The following is a 17,237-nucleotide window of genomic DNA, read 5'->3' on the forward strand; positions in this document are numbered from 1 at the left end:
CCGTGGCTGTTCCGAAGCGGAAGATGTCGCGCAGCAACACGCGCCACCGCCGGTCGCAGTGGAAGGCTGCGGTCCCCACCCTGGTGGCGTGCGAGCGCTGCCACGAGCCCAGGCAGCAGCACATCGCGTGCCCGTCCTGCGGCACCTACAACAAGCGCCAGGTCCTCGAGGTCTGAGCGGCTGGTGAGAGGCACTGTGTCCACGCCGAAGAAAAACTCTGCGGACAACCAGGCCTCGTCCCCGACGCTTCTGGAAGGGCGGCTCGGCTACCAGGTCGAGTCCGCCCTTCTGGTGCGTGCGCTGACCCATCGTTCCTACGCCTACGAGAACGGCGGTCTGCCGACGAACGAGCGGCTGGAGTTCCTCGGGGACTCCGTGCTCGGTCTCGTCGTCACCGACACGCTGTACCGCACCCACCCCGACCTGCCCGAGGGCCAGCTGGCCAAGCTGCGGGCCGCGGTGGTCAACTCGCGTGCGCTGGCGGAGGTGGGCCGCGGGCTCGACCTCGGCTCCTTCATCCGGCTCGGCCGGGGTGAAGAGGGAACGGGCGGCCGGGACAAGGCGTCCATCCTCGCCGACACCCTCGAAGCGGTGATCGGCGCGGTCTATCTCGACCAGGGCCTGGAATCGGCGGCGGAGCTGGTGCACCGCCTGTTCGACCCGCTGATCGAGAAGTCCTCGAACCTGGGAGCCGGCCTGGACTGGAAGACCAGTCTCCAGGAGCTCACCGCGACCGAGGGGCTCGGCGTTCCCGAGTACCTGGTCACGGAGACCGGCCCCGACCACGAGAAGACCTTCACTGCTGCCGCCCGCGTCGGAGGCGTCTCGTACGGCACCGGCACCGGCCGCAGCAAGAAGGAGGCGGAGCAGCAGGCCGCCGAGTCCGCGTGGCGGTCCATCAAGGCCGCGGCGGACGAGCGGGCCAGGGCGGCTCAGGAGGCCGAACAGGTCGTCCGGGCCGCCGAGGCCGAAGCCTCCGGCACGAGCGCCGACGCCCCGTCGGCCTCCGCCTGACGCACCACGCGCGACCCGAGCGCCCGTCCCCGCAGCGGGGCGGGCGCTCGGTGCTCGCTCCACCCGTCCTGGGAGGGACACCATGCCCGAGCTGCCCGAGGTCGAGGTCGTACGGCGCGGACTCGAGCGGTGGGTCGCCCACCGGACCGTCGCCGACGCCGAGGTCCTGCACCCGCGCGCGGTGCGCCGTCACCTCGCCGGCGCGGACGACTTCGCGCACCGGCTGAAGGGCCACCGCATCGGCGTCCCGCGCCGCCGAGGCAAGTACCTGTGGCTGCCGCTGGAGGACACGGACCAGTCCGTGCTGGCCCACCTCGGGATGAGCGGCCAGCTGCTGATGCAGCCGCACGCCGCGCCGGACGAGAAGCACCTGCGGATCCGCGTCCGCTTCACCGAGCCGCAGGCCCCGGAGGCCGGACCGGCGGGGGACACCGAGCTGCGCTTCGTCGACCAGCGCACCTTCGGCGGACTGTCGCTGCACGACAACACCCCCGAGGGCCTGCCCGACGTCATCGCGCACATCGCCCGCGACCCGCTCGACCCGCTCTTCGACGAGGAGGCCTTCCACCAGGCCCTGCGCCGCAAGCGGACCACCATCAAGCGGGCGCTCCTCGACCAGTCGCTGATCAGCGGCGTCGGCAACATCTACGCGGACGAGGCGCTGTGGCGCTCCCGCATCCACTACGAGCGCCCCACGGCCGGCTTCACCCGCCCCCGCACCCTGCAACTGCTGGGCCACGTCCGGGACGTGATGAACGCCGCCCTCGCGGCCGGCGGCACCAGCTTCGACAGCCTCTACGTCAACGTCAACGGCGAGTCCGGCTACTTCGACCGGTCCCTGGACGCGTACGGCCGTGAGGGTCTGCCCTGCCGCCGCTGCGGGACGCCGGTGCGCCGGCGGGCGTGGATGAACCGCTCCAGCTACTTCTGCCCGCGCTGTCAGCGGGCGCCGCGCGCCGCGTCGTAACGCACACGGGCCTCGAGGACGGCGTCCATGCGCTCCTCCAGGAGGTGGATGAGGGCCAGCAGGCGCTCGGCGACCTCGCGGCCCAGCGGGGTCAGTTCGTAGTCCACCCGGGGCGGGTTGGTCAGCTGCGCCTCGCGGTGCACGAGCCCGTCGCGCTCCAGCGCGTGCAGCGTCTGCGACAGCATCTTCTCGCTGACGCCGTCGACCCGTCGGCGCAGTTCGTTGAACCGCAGCGAACCCTCGTGCAGCGCCCCCAGCGTCAGCGCCCCCCACCGTCCGGTCACGTGTTCCAGCGTGCCGCGGGACGGGCAGGACCTGGCGAACACGTCGAAGGGGAGGTCCCGGTCCTCCGGGGCCGGCTGCGTGGTCGTCATGAAGTCAGCGTACTTCAGAGCAGCGCTTGCCGATGTGCAGCGCTCACCGCTGGTAAGTGAAGGGGGAGCCGTGCGGATCCGGAAGGCCCGGCCCGCCGAGGCCGGGGAGCTGACCGAGCCGGCGCTCCGGTCCAAGGCGCACCGGGGCTACGGCGAGGCGTCCCTGGCGTCGTGCCGGGAGGGAGCTGACCCGTCCGGCCGTCGGAGGTGGGGAGCGGCGCACCGCGGTGGCCGAGCGGGACGGCCGCCTCCTCGGCTTCACGACCGTGGACGGGCGCCCGCCGGAGGGCGCGGTGGGGGTGATCTCCGTGGACCCGACGGCCTCGGCCAGGGCATCGGCCGCGCCCTGTTCGAGCACGCGCTCGCCGCGGCCCGGGACGCCGGCTTCCGCCGCCTGACGATCGACGCCGACCCGAATGCCGAGCCGTTCTGCCGCGCGATGGGCGCGGTACGCATCGGCGAGACGCCGTCCGGCTCCGTCCCGGGCCGCGTGCTCCCGTTGCTTTCCGTCACCCTGTGAGGGCGGTGCCGCCACGGGCGGACGCCTTCCCGTCGGACATCGGAGAGGAGGAGCCGTGAAGGCACGCACGGACCCGTCCGGCCCGGCGGCGGCATTCGCCGTCGCGGGCCTGTGGGCGGCGGCGATCGCCCTGTGGTTCGCCGTGCGCCCGGAGCGTGGCGGCACGCTGACACTGGCCTGCGCCGTCGTGTCGGTACCGGTGTGGCTGGTGATCGGGGTGCGGCGCCTCAGGGCGAGGCGGGCCGAGGAGGACAGCGGAGAGGGGTGAGCGCCCGCGGGCGGCTCGCCGGCAGAGCTGGTGTCGCGGCCCGGCCGGCGCTCGTGTCCGGCGTGCGTGTGACGGCTCAGTACCCGAAGTTCTGCGTCCACCAAGGCCCGCCCGGGCCCATGTGGACGCCGACGCCCAGGGTCTTGAAGTCGCAGTTCAGGATGTTCGCCTTGTGGCCGGGGCTGTTCATCCAGGCCTCCATGACGGCCTCGGCGTCGCCCTGGCCGCGGGCGATGTTCTCGCCGCCGAGGTTGCTTATGCCGACCGCCTGGGCCCGGTCCCACGGGGTGTCGCCGTCGGGGTCGGTGTGGTCGAAGAAGCCGCGCTTGGCCATGTCGTTGCTGAAGGCCGTCGCCAGTGCGGTCAGCGCGCTGTCCGCGGTGACCGGGCTGCAGCCGGCCTTGGCCCGCTCGGCGTTGACCAGCCGCAGCACCTCGGCGCCGGCCAGCGCCTCGACCGAGACCTGGCCCTGGCTCTCGTCGTCCGCCGTCCGCTCCGGCTCCGGCGTCGCCTCGCGGGCCGGCGCCTGCCTCTCGGTCTTCTCCGGGGCCGCGGCGGACTCCGTCCTCTCCGGGGTCTTCTGCTTCTCGGGCGCCTTCGTCGGCGCGGTCGAGGCGGACGGTGACGCGGACGGCGCCGGGGTCACCGAGCGTCCGCCGTCACGGCTCGCGGGGGCGGACGCGTCGCGGCTCGGCGTCTCGGCGGGGCCGGACGTGCCACCCTGCTCGGTCGGCAGGTTGGTCGCCACACCGGCGTCGGCCTGCACGTTGTCACTGGGGCCGCGGTCGCCGCCGAGCTTGTAGTTCTCCAGGCCCGGCACCGTGCCGGTGGCCACGGCGACCGTGCCGAGGGCCACGGCGGCGGAGACCCCGAGCAGCCCGGTGCGGACCGGCGTCGCGGGCTTCTTCTTGCGCCGGCGTCCGCTCCCGCTTCCGGGCCGGTCGTCCGCGCCGACCGACGAGGTCACGGTGGTGGAGCGGGGGCGCGGCCGGGGCGTCACGTCCCACTCCGGGACCGGGTCACCGGAGAAGGAGTGACCCGTGAAGTCGTGCTCGGCGGTGCGCGGGCCCGGCACGGTGGGGGACGCGAGGGTGTCCGCGGCGTAGTCGTACGCGGCCGGAGCGGGGCCGGGCGCGCTGTCCGGGAAGCCGCCCGAGGCGAAGCCGGTGCGGCCGGGGGGCACCGCGGTGTCGCCCGTCGCGTACAGGTACGCCGCGCTGCGGGCGTACGTCTCCGCGTAGGCCTCCGGGTTCAGGTACGGCGCCGTGCCCATCGCGGGCGGGCCGTCGGGCGCGGCGCCTCGCGGGTCCAGGCCTTCACCGGAGGAGCCGTGGCGGTGGGTGACACCGGCGGTGCGGCTCGTGGCGGCGCGGCCGGCGTCGGAGCGTCGGTGGCGTCCCATGTCCTGGCCTTCCTCGTCCTGGCGGCCGGCGCGTCTCGCGACCAGCCCGAAACTCGACGATCACGAAACTCACACGAACGAGTGAGTTTCATATGAGATTCATGGGTGGGGACGCTACCGCATGGCGCAAGGGGGCGGAGTGCCTGGTGTGACTTTGTCCGGTTAGGTTGCAGGCATGAGCGAGGATGTGCGACTGGTCGCCTGGGTCCGCGGACGCGTCCAGGGCGTGGGCTTCCGCTGGTTCACCCGGGCCAAGGCCCTGGAGATCGGCGGACTGCGGGGCTTCGCCCTGAATCTCGGTGACGGCAGGGTGCAGGTGGTCGCCGAGGGCGCCCGCGACCACTGCGAGCGGCTGCTGGAGTGGCTCCAGATCGGCGACACGCCCGGACGCGTGGACGGAGTGACCGAGATCTGGGACACACCCCGCGGCGGCTACGACGGCTTCGCGATCCGCTGACAGAGCCCGCCCGCCCGCCGTGCCGACGGTCACGCGGCCCTCGTCGTGAGCCGTCCGCGAGTAAAAAAGTCCTGGTGATCGAGGCGAACGGCTTGCCGACGGCCATCGCGCCCGCCAAGATGACCATCACGCCCCGAGGACCCGAGAAGATCGCGCCGCCGCCGCCGTCCGGCCGTACGCGCCCGGTTGTCCCCCGATACGGGGCGTGATCGTGTTGACCCTCAAACTTTTTGGTGAGACGCTGAAAGCCCCGCGCACCTTAGCTGTTTGGCATGGCTGAACGGCAGTACAACTCCAGGCCTGCCAAGCATCGCGGGTGCGAATCCCTCACGACCCACACCGCATCGGTCGGTCACTCATTGTGGAGGACCATCCATCATGGCAAAGGCGCTTCTCGGTTACGTCGGCGGCTCCGACCCTCGACTCCTCGCCGAGATGCGACGGCTCCAGCAGCGCGTCCAGGACCTGGAATCCGAGCTCGTGCGGATCCAGGCCGAGAAGGACGCCCTGAAGGCTGCCGCTTCTCACGACAGGATCATGGAGAGCGTTGACGCACACCAGGCGGAGCCTGCGCTCACCTGATCACTGCACGCTCCTCGCACAGCACCGCAGTGGTCGGGCTTGTCCGTCACCACCGCCAGGCAGTCGGAACTGCAAGGGACGCTCCGGCGTCCCTTCTTTCTTCACCCCTCCGCGCCCCGAGCCCCTGAGCCTGTCTCCATGCGGTGAACCACGCGACCCCCGCGCCGCGCACTCTCTGCCCCGCGCACCCTTTCGCCTTCTCAACGTCTGGCATGCCCTGCCCGTTCACCCGCGAAACCGCGCGTTCATGGAGCAAGACATGCCCGGCGGGTAAAGTCCGGCGGCGTGCACCTCAAGGCCCTGACCCTCCGCGGCTTCAAATCGTTCGCCTCCGCGACCACCCTCCGGTTCGAACCGGGGATCACCTGCGTCGTCGGTCCGAACGGCTCGGGCAAGTCCAACGTGGTGGACGCGCTCAGCTGGGTCATGGGCGAGCAGGGCGCCAAGTCGCTGCGCGGCGGCAAGATGGAGGACGTCATCTTCGCCGGCACCACCGGCCGCCCCCCGCTGGGCCGCGCCGAGGTGTCCCTGACCATCGACAACTCCGACGGTGCCCTCCCCATCGAGTACTCCGAGGTCACCATCACGCGGATCATGTTCCGCAACGGCGGCAGCGAGTACCAGATCAACGGCGACACCTGCCGCCTCCTGGACATCCAGGACCTGCTCTCCGACTCCGGCATCGGCCGCGAGATGCACGTCATCGTCGGTCAGGGCCAGCTCGACTCCGTCCTGCACGCCGACCCGACGGGCCGCCGCGCCTTCATCGAGGAGGCGGCCGGCGTCCTCAAGCACCGCAAGCGCAAGGAGAAGGCGCTGCGCAAGCTGGACGCGATGCAGGCCAACCTCGCGCGCGTGCAGGACCTCACCGACGAACTCCGCCGCCAGCTCAAGCCCCTGGGCCGCCAGGCCGCCGTCGCCCGCAGGGCCGCCGTCATCCAGGCCGACCTGCGCGACGCCCGTCTGCGCCTCCTCGCCGACGACCTCGTGAAGCTGCGTGAGGCGCTCCAGGCCGAGATCGCCGACGAGGCCGCCCTCAAGGAGCGCAAGGAGGCCGCCGAGGCCGAGCTGAGGAAGGCCCTCCAGCGCGAGGCGCTCCTGGAGGACGAGGTGCGCCGCCTCACCCCGCGGCTGCGGGACGCCCAGCAGACCTGGTACGAACTCTCCCAGCTCGCCGAACGGGTGCGCGGCACCGTCTCCCTCGCCGACGCGCGCGTGCAGAGCGCCACCTCCGCGCCCCCCGAGGAGCGGCGCGGCCGGGACCCCGAGGACATGGAGCGCGAGGCCGCCCGCGTCCGCGAGCAGGAGGCCGAACTGGAGGCCGCCCTGGAGGCGGCCGAACGCGCGCTGGACGACACCGTCGCCCACCGCGCCGAACTGGAGCGCGAACTGGCCCAGGAGGAACGCCGGCTGAAGGACGCCGCGCGGGCCATCGCCGACCGGCGCGAAGGACTCGCCCGGCTCAAGGGCCAGGTGGGCGCCGCCCGTTCCCGCGCCGCCGCGGCCCAGGCCGAGATCGAACGGCTCGCCGCCGCCCGCGACGACGCACAGCAGCGCGCCGTGGCGGCCCAGGAGGAGTACGAGGTCCTCCAGGCGGAGGTCGACGGCCTCGACGCGGGCGACGCGGAACTCGCCGAGCGGCACGAGGACGCCAAGCGCCGGCTCGCCGGGGCCGAGGCCGCCCTCACCGCCGCCCGCGAGGCGGTCACCGACGCGGAGCGGAAACGCGCCGCGACCCAGGCACGCCACGAGGCGCTGGCGCTCGGCCTGCGCCGCAAGGACGGCACCGGGGCACTGCTGGGGGCGAAGGACCGCCTGGGCGGACTGCTCGGACCGGCCGCGGAACTGCTGACCGTCGCCCCCGGCCACGAGGCCGCCCTGGCCGCCGCGTTCGGCGCGGCCGCCGACGCCCTGGCGGTCGCCTCCCCGTCCGCGGCGGCCGACGCCATCAGACTGCTGCGCGAGCAGGACGCGGGCCGTGCCGCACTCCTCCTGGCCGGCGCCCCGGAACCCGCGCCCGACGAGCTGGACCCGCTCCCCGTGGGCCGGCACGCCGCCGGCCTGGTCGACGGGCCCGCCGACCTCATGCCCGCCGTGCGGCGCCTGCTGCACGGCATCGTCGTCGTCGGCACCCTCGAGGACGCCGAGGAACTCGTCCACGCCCGGCCCGGCCTCACCGCCGTCACCACCGAGGGTGACCTGCTCGGCGGCCACTTCGCGCACGGCGGTTCGGCCGGCGCCCCCAGCCTGCTGGAGGTGCGGGCGTCCGTCGACGAGGCCGCCGCCGAGCTGGAGGAACTCGCGGTGCGCTGCGAGGAGCTGGCCGAGGCGCAGGAAGCGGCGGCCGCCCGGCGCCGGGAGTGCGCGGCCCTGGTCGAGGAACTGGGGGAGCGGCGCCGGGCCGCCGACCGGGAGAAGTCCGCCGTCGCCCAGCAGCTCGGCCGGCTCGCCGGCCAGGCACGCGGCGCCGCCGGCGAGGCCGAACGCGCCGGGGCCGCCGCCGAACGGGCCCAGGAGGCGCTCGACAAGGCGCTCGCCGACGTGGAGGAACTCGCCGAGCGGCTCGAGGCGGCCGAGGAGACGCCGTTCGAGGAGGAGCCCGACACCTCCGTGCGCGACCGGCTCGCCGCCGACGGGGCCAACGCCCGCCAGACCGAGATGGAGGCCCGCCTCCAGGTCCGTACGCACGAGGAACGGGTCAAGGGGCTGGCCGGCCGGGCCGACTCCCTGGACCGGGCCGCCCGCGCGGAACGCGAGGCACGCGCGCGTGCCGAACAGCGCCGAGCCCGGCTGCGTCACGAGGCGGAGGTCGCCGCCGCCGTCGCCGCGGGCGCCCGCCAGCTCCTCGCGCACGTCGAGGTGTCCCTGGCCCGTGCCGCCGAGGAGCGCACCGCGGCCGAGGCCGCCAAGGCCCGGCGCGAGGAGGAACTCGCCCGCGCCCGCACCGAGGGACGCGATCTCAAGGCGGAACTCGACAAGTTGACGGATTCGGTCCACCGCGGCGAGGTACTCGGCGCCGAGAAAAGGCTGCGGATGGAGCAGCTGGAGGCGAAGGCGCTGGAGGAACTGGGTGTCGAACCGGCCGGGCTGGTCGCGGAGTACGGCCCGCACCAACTCGTGCCGCCCTCGCCCCCCGCCGAGGGCGAGGAGCTGCCGGAGGACCCGGAGCACCCGCGCAACCGGCCCCGCCCCTTCGTCCGGGCCGAGCAGGAGAAACGCCTGAAGGCGGCCGAGCGCGCCTACCAGCGGCTCGGCAAGGTGAACCCGCTCGCCCTGGAGGAGTTCGCGGCGCTGGAGGAACGCCACCAGTTCCTCGGCGAGCAGCTGGAGGACCTGAAGAAGACCCGCGCGGACCTGCTCCAGGTCGTCAAGGAGGTCGACGAACGCGTCGAGCAGGTCTTCACCGAGGCCTACCGGGACACCGCCCGTGAGTTCGAGGGCGTCTTCTCCCGGCTCTTCCCGGGTGGGGAGGGGCGCCTGGTGCTGACCGACCCCGACAACATGCTCACCACGGGCGTGGACGTCGAGGCGCGTCCGCCGGGCAAGAAGGTCAAGCGGCTGTCGCTGCTCTCGGGCGGCGAGCGGTCGCTGACCGCCGTGGCGCTGCTCGTGTCGATCTTCAAGGCGCGGCCCAGCCCGTTCTACGTGATGGACGAGGTCGAGGCCGCGCTCGACGACACCAACCTCCAGCGGCTGATCCGGATCATGCAGGAGCTGCAGGAGGCCTCGCAGCTGATCGTGATCACGCACCAGAAGCGCACCATGGAGGTCGCCGACGCGCTGTACGGCGTCTCCATGCAGGGCGACGGCGTGTCCAAGGTCATCAGCCAGCGTCTGCGCTGAAGCGGCGCAAGATCTTCAAGATGTGAACACCTGCTGGGCTTCGTCCGGGCTCCTGCGTCTCGAAACTCACATCCAAGGACCTATTGACTTCAAGAATTGAAGACATAGTCTCTGCCGTGTTGTTTTTACCTTCATGTGCCTACGGCGGAAAACATGAAGGGCTGACCCCCCATCCGGCGATGTTGCCGGTGGCCCGAGGAGTACACGTGACCAGCACCGCGCAGGCACAAGCGTCAGGAGCCCGGACGGCTCATCCCGAACATCTCGGGCATGTCATCTTCATCGCCGCTGCCGCCGCCATGGGCGGCTTCCTCTTCGGCTACGACAGCTCCGTGATCAACGGCGCCGTCGAGGCCATCCGCGACCGCTACGACATCGGCTCCGCCGCGCTCGCCCAGGTCATCGCCATCGCGCTGATCGGCTGCGCGATCGGCGCCGCCACCGCCGGCCGGATAGCCGACCGCATCGGACGCATCCGGTGCATGCAGATCGCCGCGGTCCTCTTCACGGTCAGCGCCATCGGCTCCGCGCTCCCGTTCTCCCTGTACGACCTCGCCTTCTGGCGCGTGGTCGGCGGCTTCGCCATCGGCATGGCCTCCGTCATCGGCCCCGCCTACATCGCCGAGGTCGCCCCGCCCGCCTACCGCGGCCGTCTCGGCTCCTTCCAGCAGGCCGCGATCGTCATCGGCATCGCCGTCTCCCAGCTGGTCAACTGGGGCATCCTGAACGCCGCGGACGGGGACCAGCGCGGTGAACTGCTGGGCCTGGAGGCCTGGCAGCTCATGCTCGGCGTCATGGTCGTCCCGGCCGTCCTCTACGGCCTGCTCTCCTTCGCCATCCCCGAGTCGCCCCGCTACCTGATCTCCGTCGGCAAGCACGAGCGCGCCCGGCAGATCCTCGCCGAGGTCGAGGGCGGCGAGATCGACCTCGACGCGCGCGTCACCGAGATCGAGACCGGCATGCGGCGCGAGGAGAAGTCCAGCTTCAAGGACCTGCTCGGCGGCACCTTCTTCTTCAAGCCGATCGTCTGGATCGGTATCGGCCTGTCGGTGTTCCAGCAGTTCGTCGGCATCAACGTCGCGTTCTACTACTCGGCCACGCTGTGGCAGTCGGTCGGCGTCGACCCGTCGGACTCGTTCTTCTACTCGTTCACCACCTCGATCATCAACATCGTCGGCACCGTCATTGCGATGATCTTCGTCGACCGCATCGGCCGCCGGCCGCTGGCCGTCATCGGCTCGGTCGGCATGGTGATCGGTCTCGCGCTGGAGGCCTGGGCGTTCTCCTCGGACCTCGTCGACGGGCAGCTGCCCGCCACGCAGGGCTGGGTGGCCCTGATCGCGGCCCACGTCTTCGTCCTCTTCTTCGCCCTGTCATGGGGTGTGGTCGTGTGGGTCATGCTCGGCGAGATGTTCCCGAACCGGATCCGCGCCGCCGCCCTCGGCGTCGCCGCGGCCGCGCAGTGGATCGCCAACTGGGCGATCACCGCGAGCTTCCCGTCGCTGGCGGACTGGAACCTGTCCGTCACCTACGTGATCTACACGGTGTTCGCGGCGCTCTCGATCCCGTTCGTGCTGAAGTTCGTGAAGGAGACGAAGGGCAAGCGGTTGGAGGAGATGGGCTGACGCCCCTCTTCACCCCTTGCGACCCGAGGGGTGGGGGTCTTCTCCCCGCTGCTCCCACCCCTCGTGTGCCGCCCCCCAGCTGCCCCGGTTCGGATTGCTTCCGAGTCGGGGCGGTGGCGTGTCCGTGGCCGGGCGCGGGTTGTGTGGGGCTTGTCGCGCAGGTCCCCGCGCCCCTTCGGGGCGCGTCGGGAGCAGGGGTGTCGGGGGGAGCATGGCCGATACTGGACGGGTTATGGACATCGTCATCCTTGCTGTAGTCATCGCCGTGGTCGTGTTCGGCGCGCTCGGCGGGCTGATCGTCGGGAGCCGGCGCAAGAAGCCGCTGCCCCCGCCGCCGCCCGCCGCGCCCGACATCACCGCCCCGCCGGCCGAGCCGCACGTCGGCGAAGAGGCCGAGACGCCGCGGGAGGAACCGCGGCGCACCATCGAGGAGGTTGATCTTCCGGCGGGCGCCGGTCCCGTCGTCATCGAGGAACCGCCCGCCGCCGAGGCTCCCCGGATCGAGATCCCGGAGCCCACCGCCGGCCGCCTGGTCCGGCTGCGCGCCCGCCTGTCGCGGTCGCAGAACGCCCTGGGCAAGGGCCTGCTCACCCTGCTCTCCCGCGAGCACCTGGACGAGGAGACCTGGGAGGAGATCGAGGACACCCTGCTCACCGCCGACGTCGGCGTCCAGCCCACCCAGGAGCTGGTCGACCGGCTGCGCGAGCGGGTCAAGGTGCTCGGCACCCGTACGCCCGAGGAACTGCGCGGGCTGCTCCGCGAGGAGCTGCTCACGCTGGTCGGTCCGCAGATGGACCGCACCGTGCACACCGAGAACCAGGCCGGCGGCCCCGGCGTCGTGATGGTCGTCGGCGTCAACGGCACCGGCAAGACCACCACCACCGGCAAGCTCGCCCGCGTCCTGGTCGCCGACGGCAACACCGTCGTCCTCGGCGCCGCCGACACCTTCCGGGCCGCCGCCGCCGACCAGCTGCAGACCTGGGGCGAGCGGGTCGGCGCCCACATCGTGCGCGGCCCGGAGGGCGGCGACCCGGCCTCCGTCGCGTTCGACGCGGTCAAGGAGGGCAAGGAGATGGGCGCCGACGCGGTGCTCATCGACACCGCCGGCCGACTGCACACCAAGACGGGCCTCATGGACGAGCTCGGCAAGGTCAAGCGGGTCGTGGAGAAGCAGGCTCCGCTGGACGAGGTGCTGCTGGTGCTCGACGCCACCACCGGCCAGAACGGTCTGGTGCAGGCGCGGGTCTTCGCCGAGGTCGTCGACATCACCGGCATCGTGCTCACCAAGCTCGACGGCACGGCCAAGGGCGGCATCGTCATCTCCGTCCAGCGCGAGCTGGGCGTCCCGGTCAAGCTGATCGGGCTCGGCGAGGGCGCGGACGATCTGGCGCCGTTCGAGCCGGAAGCCTTCGTGGACGCCCTCCTGGGGGAGTGACACCCCCCGGAGACGTCCGGCCCCGTACGCGAGGAAGCGCCCGCCCCCGAAAACGATCGGGGGACGGGCGCTTCGCCGTGCCGGAAGGGGTCAGGCGCCCGACCGGTGCGCCACGTACGCCAGCGTGCCGAGCAGCAGCCGTGCCTCCGGCGGACGGGCGGCACAGTCCAGGGCGGGGGAGCGCAGCCAGCGCACCGGGCCGAGGCCGCCGCGGTCCGACGGCGGCGCCGTGACGTGCGTACCGCGTCCCAGGCCGCGCAGGTCGAGGGCGCCCGGGTCGTCCCAGCCCATGCGGTACAGCAGGTCGGGCAGGGCCTCGGCGGCGCCCGGGGCGACGAAGAACTGGGCCCGCCCGTCCGGGGTGGCGGCGACCGGCCCGACCGGCAGGCCCATCCGCTCCAGCCGCGCCAGGGCGTGACACCCGGCCGGCTCCGCCACCTCGATCACGTCGAACGCCCGGCCGACGGGCAACAGCACCGAGGCGCCCGGGAACTCCGACCAGAGCGCGGTCACCTCGTCCAGCGGCGCACCCGCGCGGATCACCGGGGCGTGCTCCAGGGGGTGGGCGCCCGGCGCCCGGCAGGCCGTGCGACCGCAGGAGCAGGCCCCGGCGACGGCGCGGACGCCGGCCACCACGTCCCAGCCCCACAGCCCCGTGTACTCCGCCACGACCGTGCCGTCCGAGGAGCGGCCGCGCCGCCGTGAGCCGGACCGGATGTCACGGATGCCCCGGCTGATGCCGATCGTGAAGCCCATGCCCCCTCCAACGGGTCCGACGTACCGGTGGTTACGCAACGGACGCGGTGCGTGACTCTCTGTTTCCGAATTCCCGGCGCGCCCCGCGCCAATCAGCGCTTTGGTGTGCATGGGGTGGCGTGGCGGTCGCGGTGCGCCCTCGAGTGCGTCGTTGCATCCGCTCCTGTCCGTCCTGCGCCGAGTCAATCGCGGGACGGCGACGGTGTGTTCATTCGAAGGGGTGGCGAATGGTGGCGATTGTGGTTCCGCCGTGGTGGGGCGGGTGATCATGTGGTTACTGTGTGTGCACGGTTTGGATGGGGCGCATGCACTCGCGGGTATGCCGGAGGCAACTCGACTTGCCGTTCGAGGGGTGGCAACCGCCGGACGGGCGGCCCCGACCACCGGCATTCTGATAGGGCTTGGCGCACTCGGCGACAAGTGGTTTTCAGGGATGGGGGCGTTCCAGTGAGCGGCAACGGCGGTGGCGGGACGAGTTCTGCGGGTGCGGAGAAGCGCCCGAACGAGCTGCTCACCTCGTGGTTCGTCCGCAGCGGCTGGTCCAAGGGCGAGCTGGCCCGCCAAGTGAACCGCAGAGCACGGCAGTTGGGCGCCAACCACATCTCCACCGACACCTCCCGCGTCCGCCGCTGGCTGGACGGGGAGAACCCGCGCGAGCCGATCCCCCGCATCCTGTCCGAGCTGTTCTCCGAACGCTTCGGTGTCGTCGTCTCCGTGGAGGACCTGGGCCTGCGCACCACCCGCCCGGCGCCCTCCTCGACCGGCGTCGACCTTCCCTGGACGGGCCCGCAGACCGTGGCCCTGCTCAGCGAGTTCTCGCGCAGCGACCTCATGCTGGCGCGGCGCGGCTTCCTCGGCAGCTCGCTGGCCCTCTCCGCGGGCCCGTCCCTCATCGAGCCCATGCAGCGCTGGCTCGTCCCCTCCCCGCCCAGCCCGCTGCCCAGGCCCGAACCGGACGTCGCGCCCTCCTCGGCGCGCGCCCGCGGCCGGCTGTCCAAGCCGGAGCTGGACCTGCTGGAGACCACCACCGTGATGTTCCGGCAGTGGGACGCCCAGTGCGGCGGCGGCCTGCGCCGCAAGGCCGTCGTCGGCCAGCTCCACGAGGTCACCGACCTCCTCCAGGAGCCCCAGCCGGAGACCACCGCCAAAAAGCTGTTCAAGGTCGCCGCCGAACTCGCCGAGCTGGCGGGCTGGATGTCGTACGACGTGGGACTGCAGCCCACCGCGCAGAAGTACTTCGTGCTCGCCCTGCACGCCGCCAAGGAGGCCGGCGACCGGCCGCTCGGCTCCTACGTGCTGTCCAACATGAGCCGGCAGATGATCCACCTCGGCCGGCCCGAGGACGCCCTGGAGCTCATCCACCTCGCGCAGTACGGCAGCCGGGACTGCGCGGGCCCCCGCGTCCAGTCGATGCTGTATGCGATGGAGGCCCGCGCCTACGCCAACATGGGGCAGCCCGGCCGCTGCAAGCGCGCCGTCCGCATGGCCGAGGACACCTTCGCCGAGGCCGACGAGTGGGACGAGCCGGACCCCGACTGGATCCGCTTCTTCTCCGAGGCCGAGCTGTACGCGGAGAACAGCCACTCCTTCCGCGACCTCGCCTACGTCGCGGGCCGCAGCCCCACCTACGCCTCGCTCGCCGAGCCGCTGATGAAGCGGGCCGTGGAGCTGTTCGGCCAGGAGGGCGGCGAGCACCAGCGCTCCTACGCCCTCAACCTGATCGGCATGGCCACGGTCCACCTGCTCCAGCGCGAGCCCGAGCAGGGCGCGGTTCTCGCCACCGAGGCCATCAAGGCGGCCAAGAAGGTCCGTTCCGAGCGGGTCAACACGCGTATCCGAAAGACCGTCGACACCGCCGTACGCGACTTCGGGGACCTCGCCGACGTCGTCGAACTCACCGAGCGGCTCGCGATCGAGCTGCCCGAGACCGCCGAAGCGGTCTGACCACCGGAACACCCCTGGACCCCGGCCGCGGCCGGCCCTCCCGAACTGCCCGACTCGGCTCCCCCATGCCAGTCATTTCGGAAGGCCGGCCGCGGCCGGCCGTGTCTCCTCCCGACCACGGCCCACCGCCGCACACCGGAAGACCGCGCCACGACGACGACCGGCGCGCCCCGGATCCGGCGGTTCACCGACCCGTAACACGCCGGGTGCCTTCGTCACGGCGGCGAAACAACGAGGGGCCTCCACCGAAACCGCGCTGCGCCACTCTTCATGGCGCATAACCGGCCCACCCCTCCATCCGCTCAAGGCTTCGCCCGCACTTCGCCCGCACGGGGCCGTACCAACGACGAGGAGACGCCGATGGCACCAGCCATCACCCTGGCAGCAGACGCGCCCACGCTGTCCGCCGCCAACACAGGGTTCATGCTCATCTGTTCCGCCCTGGTGATGCTCATGACCCCCGGTCTGGCCTTCTTCTACGGAGGCATGGTCCGGGTCAAGAGCACGCTGAACATGCTGATGATGAGCTTCATCAGCCTGGGCATCGTCACCGTCCTGTGGGTGCTCTACGGATTCTCCGTCGCGTTCGGCGACGACAAGGGCGGCCTCGTCGGCTGGAACGCCGACTGGGTGGGCCTGAGCGACATCGGCCTGACGGAACTGTGGGGCGCGACCACCGTCCCGCTGTTCGTCTTCGCCGCCTTCCAGCTCATGTTCGCCATCCTCACGCCCGCCCTGATCAGCGGCGCGCTCGCGGACCGCGTGAAGTTCAGCGCCTGGGCCCTGTTCATCACCCTGTGGGTCACCGTCGTCTACTTCCCGGTCGCGCACTGGGTGTGGGGCGAGGGCGGCTGGGCCTTCGACCTCGGCGTCATCGACTTCGCCGGCGGCACCGCGGTGCACATCAACGCCGGTGCGGCCGCCCTCGGCGTCCTCCTCGTCATCGGCAGGCGCATCGGATTCAAGAAGGACCCGATGCGTCCGCACAGCCTCCCGCTGGTCATGCTCGGCGCCGGTCTGCTGTGGTTCGGCTGGTTCGGGTTCAACGCCGGCTCGTGGCTCGGCAACGACGACGGCGTCGGCGCGCTGATGTTCGTCAACACCCAGGTCGCCACGGGCGCCGCGGTCGTCGGCTGGCTCGCCTACGAGAAGATCCGCCACGGCGCGTTCACCACGCTGGGCGCCGCCTCCGGCGCGGTCGCCGGTCTGGTCGCCATCACCCCGGCCGGCGGCGCGGTCTCCCCGCTCGGCGCCATCGCGGTCGGCCTCGTCGCCGGTGTCCTGTGCGCCATGGCCGTCGGCCTCAAGTACAGGTTCGGCTACGACGACTCCCTCGACGTCGTCGGCGTCCACCTCGTCGGCGGCGTCATCGGTTCCCTGCTCGTCGGCTTCCTCGCCACCGGCAAGGGCCAGTCCGACGTCGCGGGTCTCTTCTACGGCGGCGGCCTCGACCAGTTCTGGAAGCAGTGCGCCGGTGTCCTCGGTGTCCTCGCCTACTCCCTGATCGTCTCCGCGGGCCTGGCCCTCCTGATCCACAAGACCCTCGGCATGCGCGTCTCCGAGGACGAGGAGGTGGCCGGCATCGACCAGGCCGAGCACGCCGAGACCGCCTACGACTTCAGCGGCGCCGGCGGGGGCGCGGCCCGCACGGCGGCCGGCACCCCCGTCGCCCCCGCCGAGAGCAAGAAGGTGGACGCATGAAGCTCATCACCGCCGTCGTGAAGCCGCACCGGCTCGACGAGATCAAGGAGGCCCTCCAGGCCTTCGGCGTGCACGGTCTGACCGTCACCGAGGCCAGCGGCTACGGCCGCCAGCGCGGCCACACCGAGGTCTACCGCGGCGCCGAGTACACCGTCGACCTGGTGCCCAAGGTCCGCATCGAGGTCCTGGTCGAGGACGACGACGCCGAACAGCTCGTCGACGTCGTCGTCAAGGCGGCCCGCACCGGCAAGATCGGCGACGGCAAGGTGTGGACGATCCCCGTCGAGACGGCCGTACGGGTCCGGACCGGCGAGCGCGGCCCGGACGCGCTCTGACAGCAGGCCGACAG

The 17,237-nt window shown here is 72.2% G+C and carries 15 protein-coding genes and 1 pseudogene; 13 read left to right on the forward strand and 3 right to left on the reverse strand.

Annotated elements, in window-relative coordinates; genetic code table 11:
- Nucleotides 1–2: 2 nt before the first annotated feature.
- The 3 genes from rpmF (at nucleotide 3) to mutM (ending at nucleotide 1,981) form a co-directional block, all read left to right on the forward strand.
- Complete coding sequence (gene rpmF / locus ACWH4W_RS13405) at nucleotides 3–176, forward strand: 50S ribosomal protein L32 (protein WP_106412252.1); 174 nt, start codon at nucleotides 3–5, stop codon at nucleotides 174–176.
- A gap of 19 nt (nucleotides 177–195) precedes the next feature.
- A complete protein-coding gene (gene rnc, locus ACWH4W_RS13410) occupies nucleotides 196–1,014 on the forward strand; it encodes a ribonuclease III (protein ID WP_473077489.1) in 819 nt (272 codons plus the stop codon).
- An 82-nt stretch (nucleotides 1,015–1,096) separates the two neighbouring features.
- A complete protein-coding gene (gene mutM / locus ACWH4W_RS13415; protein ID WP_473075960.1) occupies nucleotides 1,097–1,981 on the forward strand; it encodes a bifunctional DNA-formamidopyrimidine glycosylase/DNA-(apurinic or apyrimidinic site) lyase in 885 nt (294 codons plus the stop codon).
- Here the strand turns inward: mutM and ACWH4W_RS13420 are convergent.
- A complete protein-coding gene (locus tag ACWH4W_RS13420) occupies nucleotides 1,954–2,355 on the reverse strand; it encodes a winged helix-turn-helix transcriptional regulator (protein WP_473075961.1) in 402 nt (133 codons plus the stop codon). The two genes, mutM and ACWH4W_RS13420, sit on opposite strands and share 28 nt — an antisense overlap.
- A gap of 70 nt (nucleotides 2,356–2,425) precedes the next feature.
- Here ACWH4W_RS13420 and ACWH4W_RS13425 point away from each other — a divergent pair.
- Together ACWH4W_RS13425 and ACWH4W_RS13430 are read left to right on the forward strand one after the other, a co-directional pair.
- A pseudogene (locus ACWH4W_RS13425) lies at nucleotides 2,426–2,875 on the forward strand (GNAT family N-acetyltransferase).
- A 55-nt stretch (nucleotides 2,876–2,930) separates the two neighbouring features.
- Complete coding sequence (locus ACWH4W_RS13430) at nucleotides 2,931–3,143, forward strand: hypothetical protein (protein WP_473075962.1); 213 nt, start codon at nucleotides 2,931–2,933, stop codon at nucleotides 3,141–3,143.
- Nucleotides 3,144–3,219: 76 nt separating this feature from the next.
- Here the strand turns inward: ACWH4W_RS13430 and ACWH4W_RS13435 are convergent, their stop codons facing one another.
- A complete protein-coding gene (locus tag ACWH4W_RS13435) occupies nucleotides 3,220–4,545 on the reverse strand; it encodes a CAP domain-containing protein (protein WP_473075963.1) in 1,326 nt (441 codons plus the stop codon).
- Nucleotides 4,546–4,720: 175 nt separating this feature from the next.
- On the opposite strand from ACWH4W_RS13435, the gene ACWH4W_RS13440 reads away from it, so the two are divergent.
- The 5 genes from ACWH4W_RS13440 to ftsY all read left to right on the forward strand — a co-directional run bounded on the left by ACWH4W_RS13440 (nucleotide 4,721) and on the right by ftsY (nucleotide 12,487).
- The gene (locus tag ACWH4W_RS13440) at nucleotides 4,721–5,002 is read left to right on the forward strand and encodes an acylphosphatase (RefSeq protein ID WP_473075964.1); all 282 of its coding nucleotides are present in this window, start codon (nucleotides 4,721–4,723) and stop codon (nucleotides 5,000–5,002) included.
- Nucleotides 5,003–5,380: 378 nt separating this feature from the next.
- Complete coding sequence (locus ACWH4W_RS13445) at nucleotides 5,381–5,584, forward strand: hypothetical protein (RefSeq protein ID WP_006130460.1); 204 nt, start codon at nucleotides 5,381–5,383, stop codon at nucleotides 5,582–5,584.
- A 285-nt stretch (nucleotides 5,585–5,869) separates the two neighbouring features.
- On the forward strand, nucleotides 5,870–9,427 hold the full coding sequence (gene smc, locus ACWH4W_RS13450; protein ID WP_473075965.1) for a chromosome segregation protein SMC: 3,558 nt from the start codon (nucleotides 5,870–5,872) through the stop codon (nucleotides 9,425–9,427).
- Between the two features lie 206 nt (nucleotides 9,428–9,633).
- Nucleotides 9,634–11,052: a sugar porter family MFS transporter gene (locus ACWH4W_RS13455; protein ID WP_473075966.1), complete on the forward strand. Its 1,419-nt coding sequence runs from the start codon at nucleotides 9,634–9,636 to the stop codon at nucleotides 11,050–11,052.
- A gap of 232 nt (nucleotides 11,053–11,284) precedes the next feature.
- Nucleotides 11,285–12,487 (forward strand): signal recognition particle-docking protein FtsY, encoded by a 1,203-nt coding sequence (ftsY, locus tag ACWH4W_RS13460; RefSeq protein WP_473075967.1) that lies wholly within the window; start codon nucleotides 11,285–11,287, stop codon nucleotides 12,485–12,487.
- A gap of 90 nt (nucleotides 12,488–12,577) precedes the next feature.
- On the opposite strand, the gene ACWH4W_RS13465 is transcribed toward ftsY, so the two are convergent.
- On the reverse strand, nucleotides 12,578–13,243 hold the full coding sequence (locus tag ACWH4W_RS13465) for a bifunctional DNA primase/polymerase (RefSeq protein ID WP_473075968.1): 666 nt from the start codon (nucleotides 13,241–13,243) through the stop codon (nucleotides 12,578–12,580).
- A 447-nt stretch (nucleotides 13,244–13,690) separates the two neighbouring features.
- On the opposite strand from ACWH4W_RS13465, the gene nsdA reads away from it, so the two are divergent.
- The 3 genes from nsdA to ACWH4W_RS13480 all read left to right on the forward strand — a co-directional run bounded on the left by nsdA (nucleotide 13,691) and on the right by ACWH4W_RS13480 (nucleotide 17,223).
- On the forward strand, nucleotides 13,691–15,187 hold the full coding sequence (gene nsdA / locus ACWH4W_RS13470; RefSeq protein WP_473075969.1) for a transcriptional repressor NsdA: 1,497 nt from the start codon (nucleotides 13,691–13,693) through the stop codon (nucleotides 15,185–15,187).
- Nucleotides 15,188–15,547: 360 nt separating this feature from the next.
- Nucleotides 15,548–16,888, forward strand: a complete 1,341-nt coding sequence (locus ACWH4W_RS13475; RefSeq protein WP_473075970.1) for an ammonium transporter — start codon at nucleotides 15,548–15,550, stop codon at nucleotides 16,886–16,888.
- Nucleotides 16,885–17,223, forward strand: coding sequence for a P-II family nitrogen regulator (locus ACWH4W_RS13480; RefSeq protein WP_006130453.1), 339 nt, complete (start codon nucleotides 16,885–16,887; stop codon nucleotides 17,221–17,223). Before ACWH4W_RS13475 ends, ACWH4W_RS13480 begins: the two co-directional genes overlap by 4 nt.
- Nucleotides 17,224–17,237 lie beyond the last annotated feature (14 nt).

Source organism: Streptomyces sp. DSM 120436 (assembly GCF_055778765.1).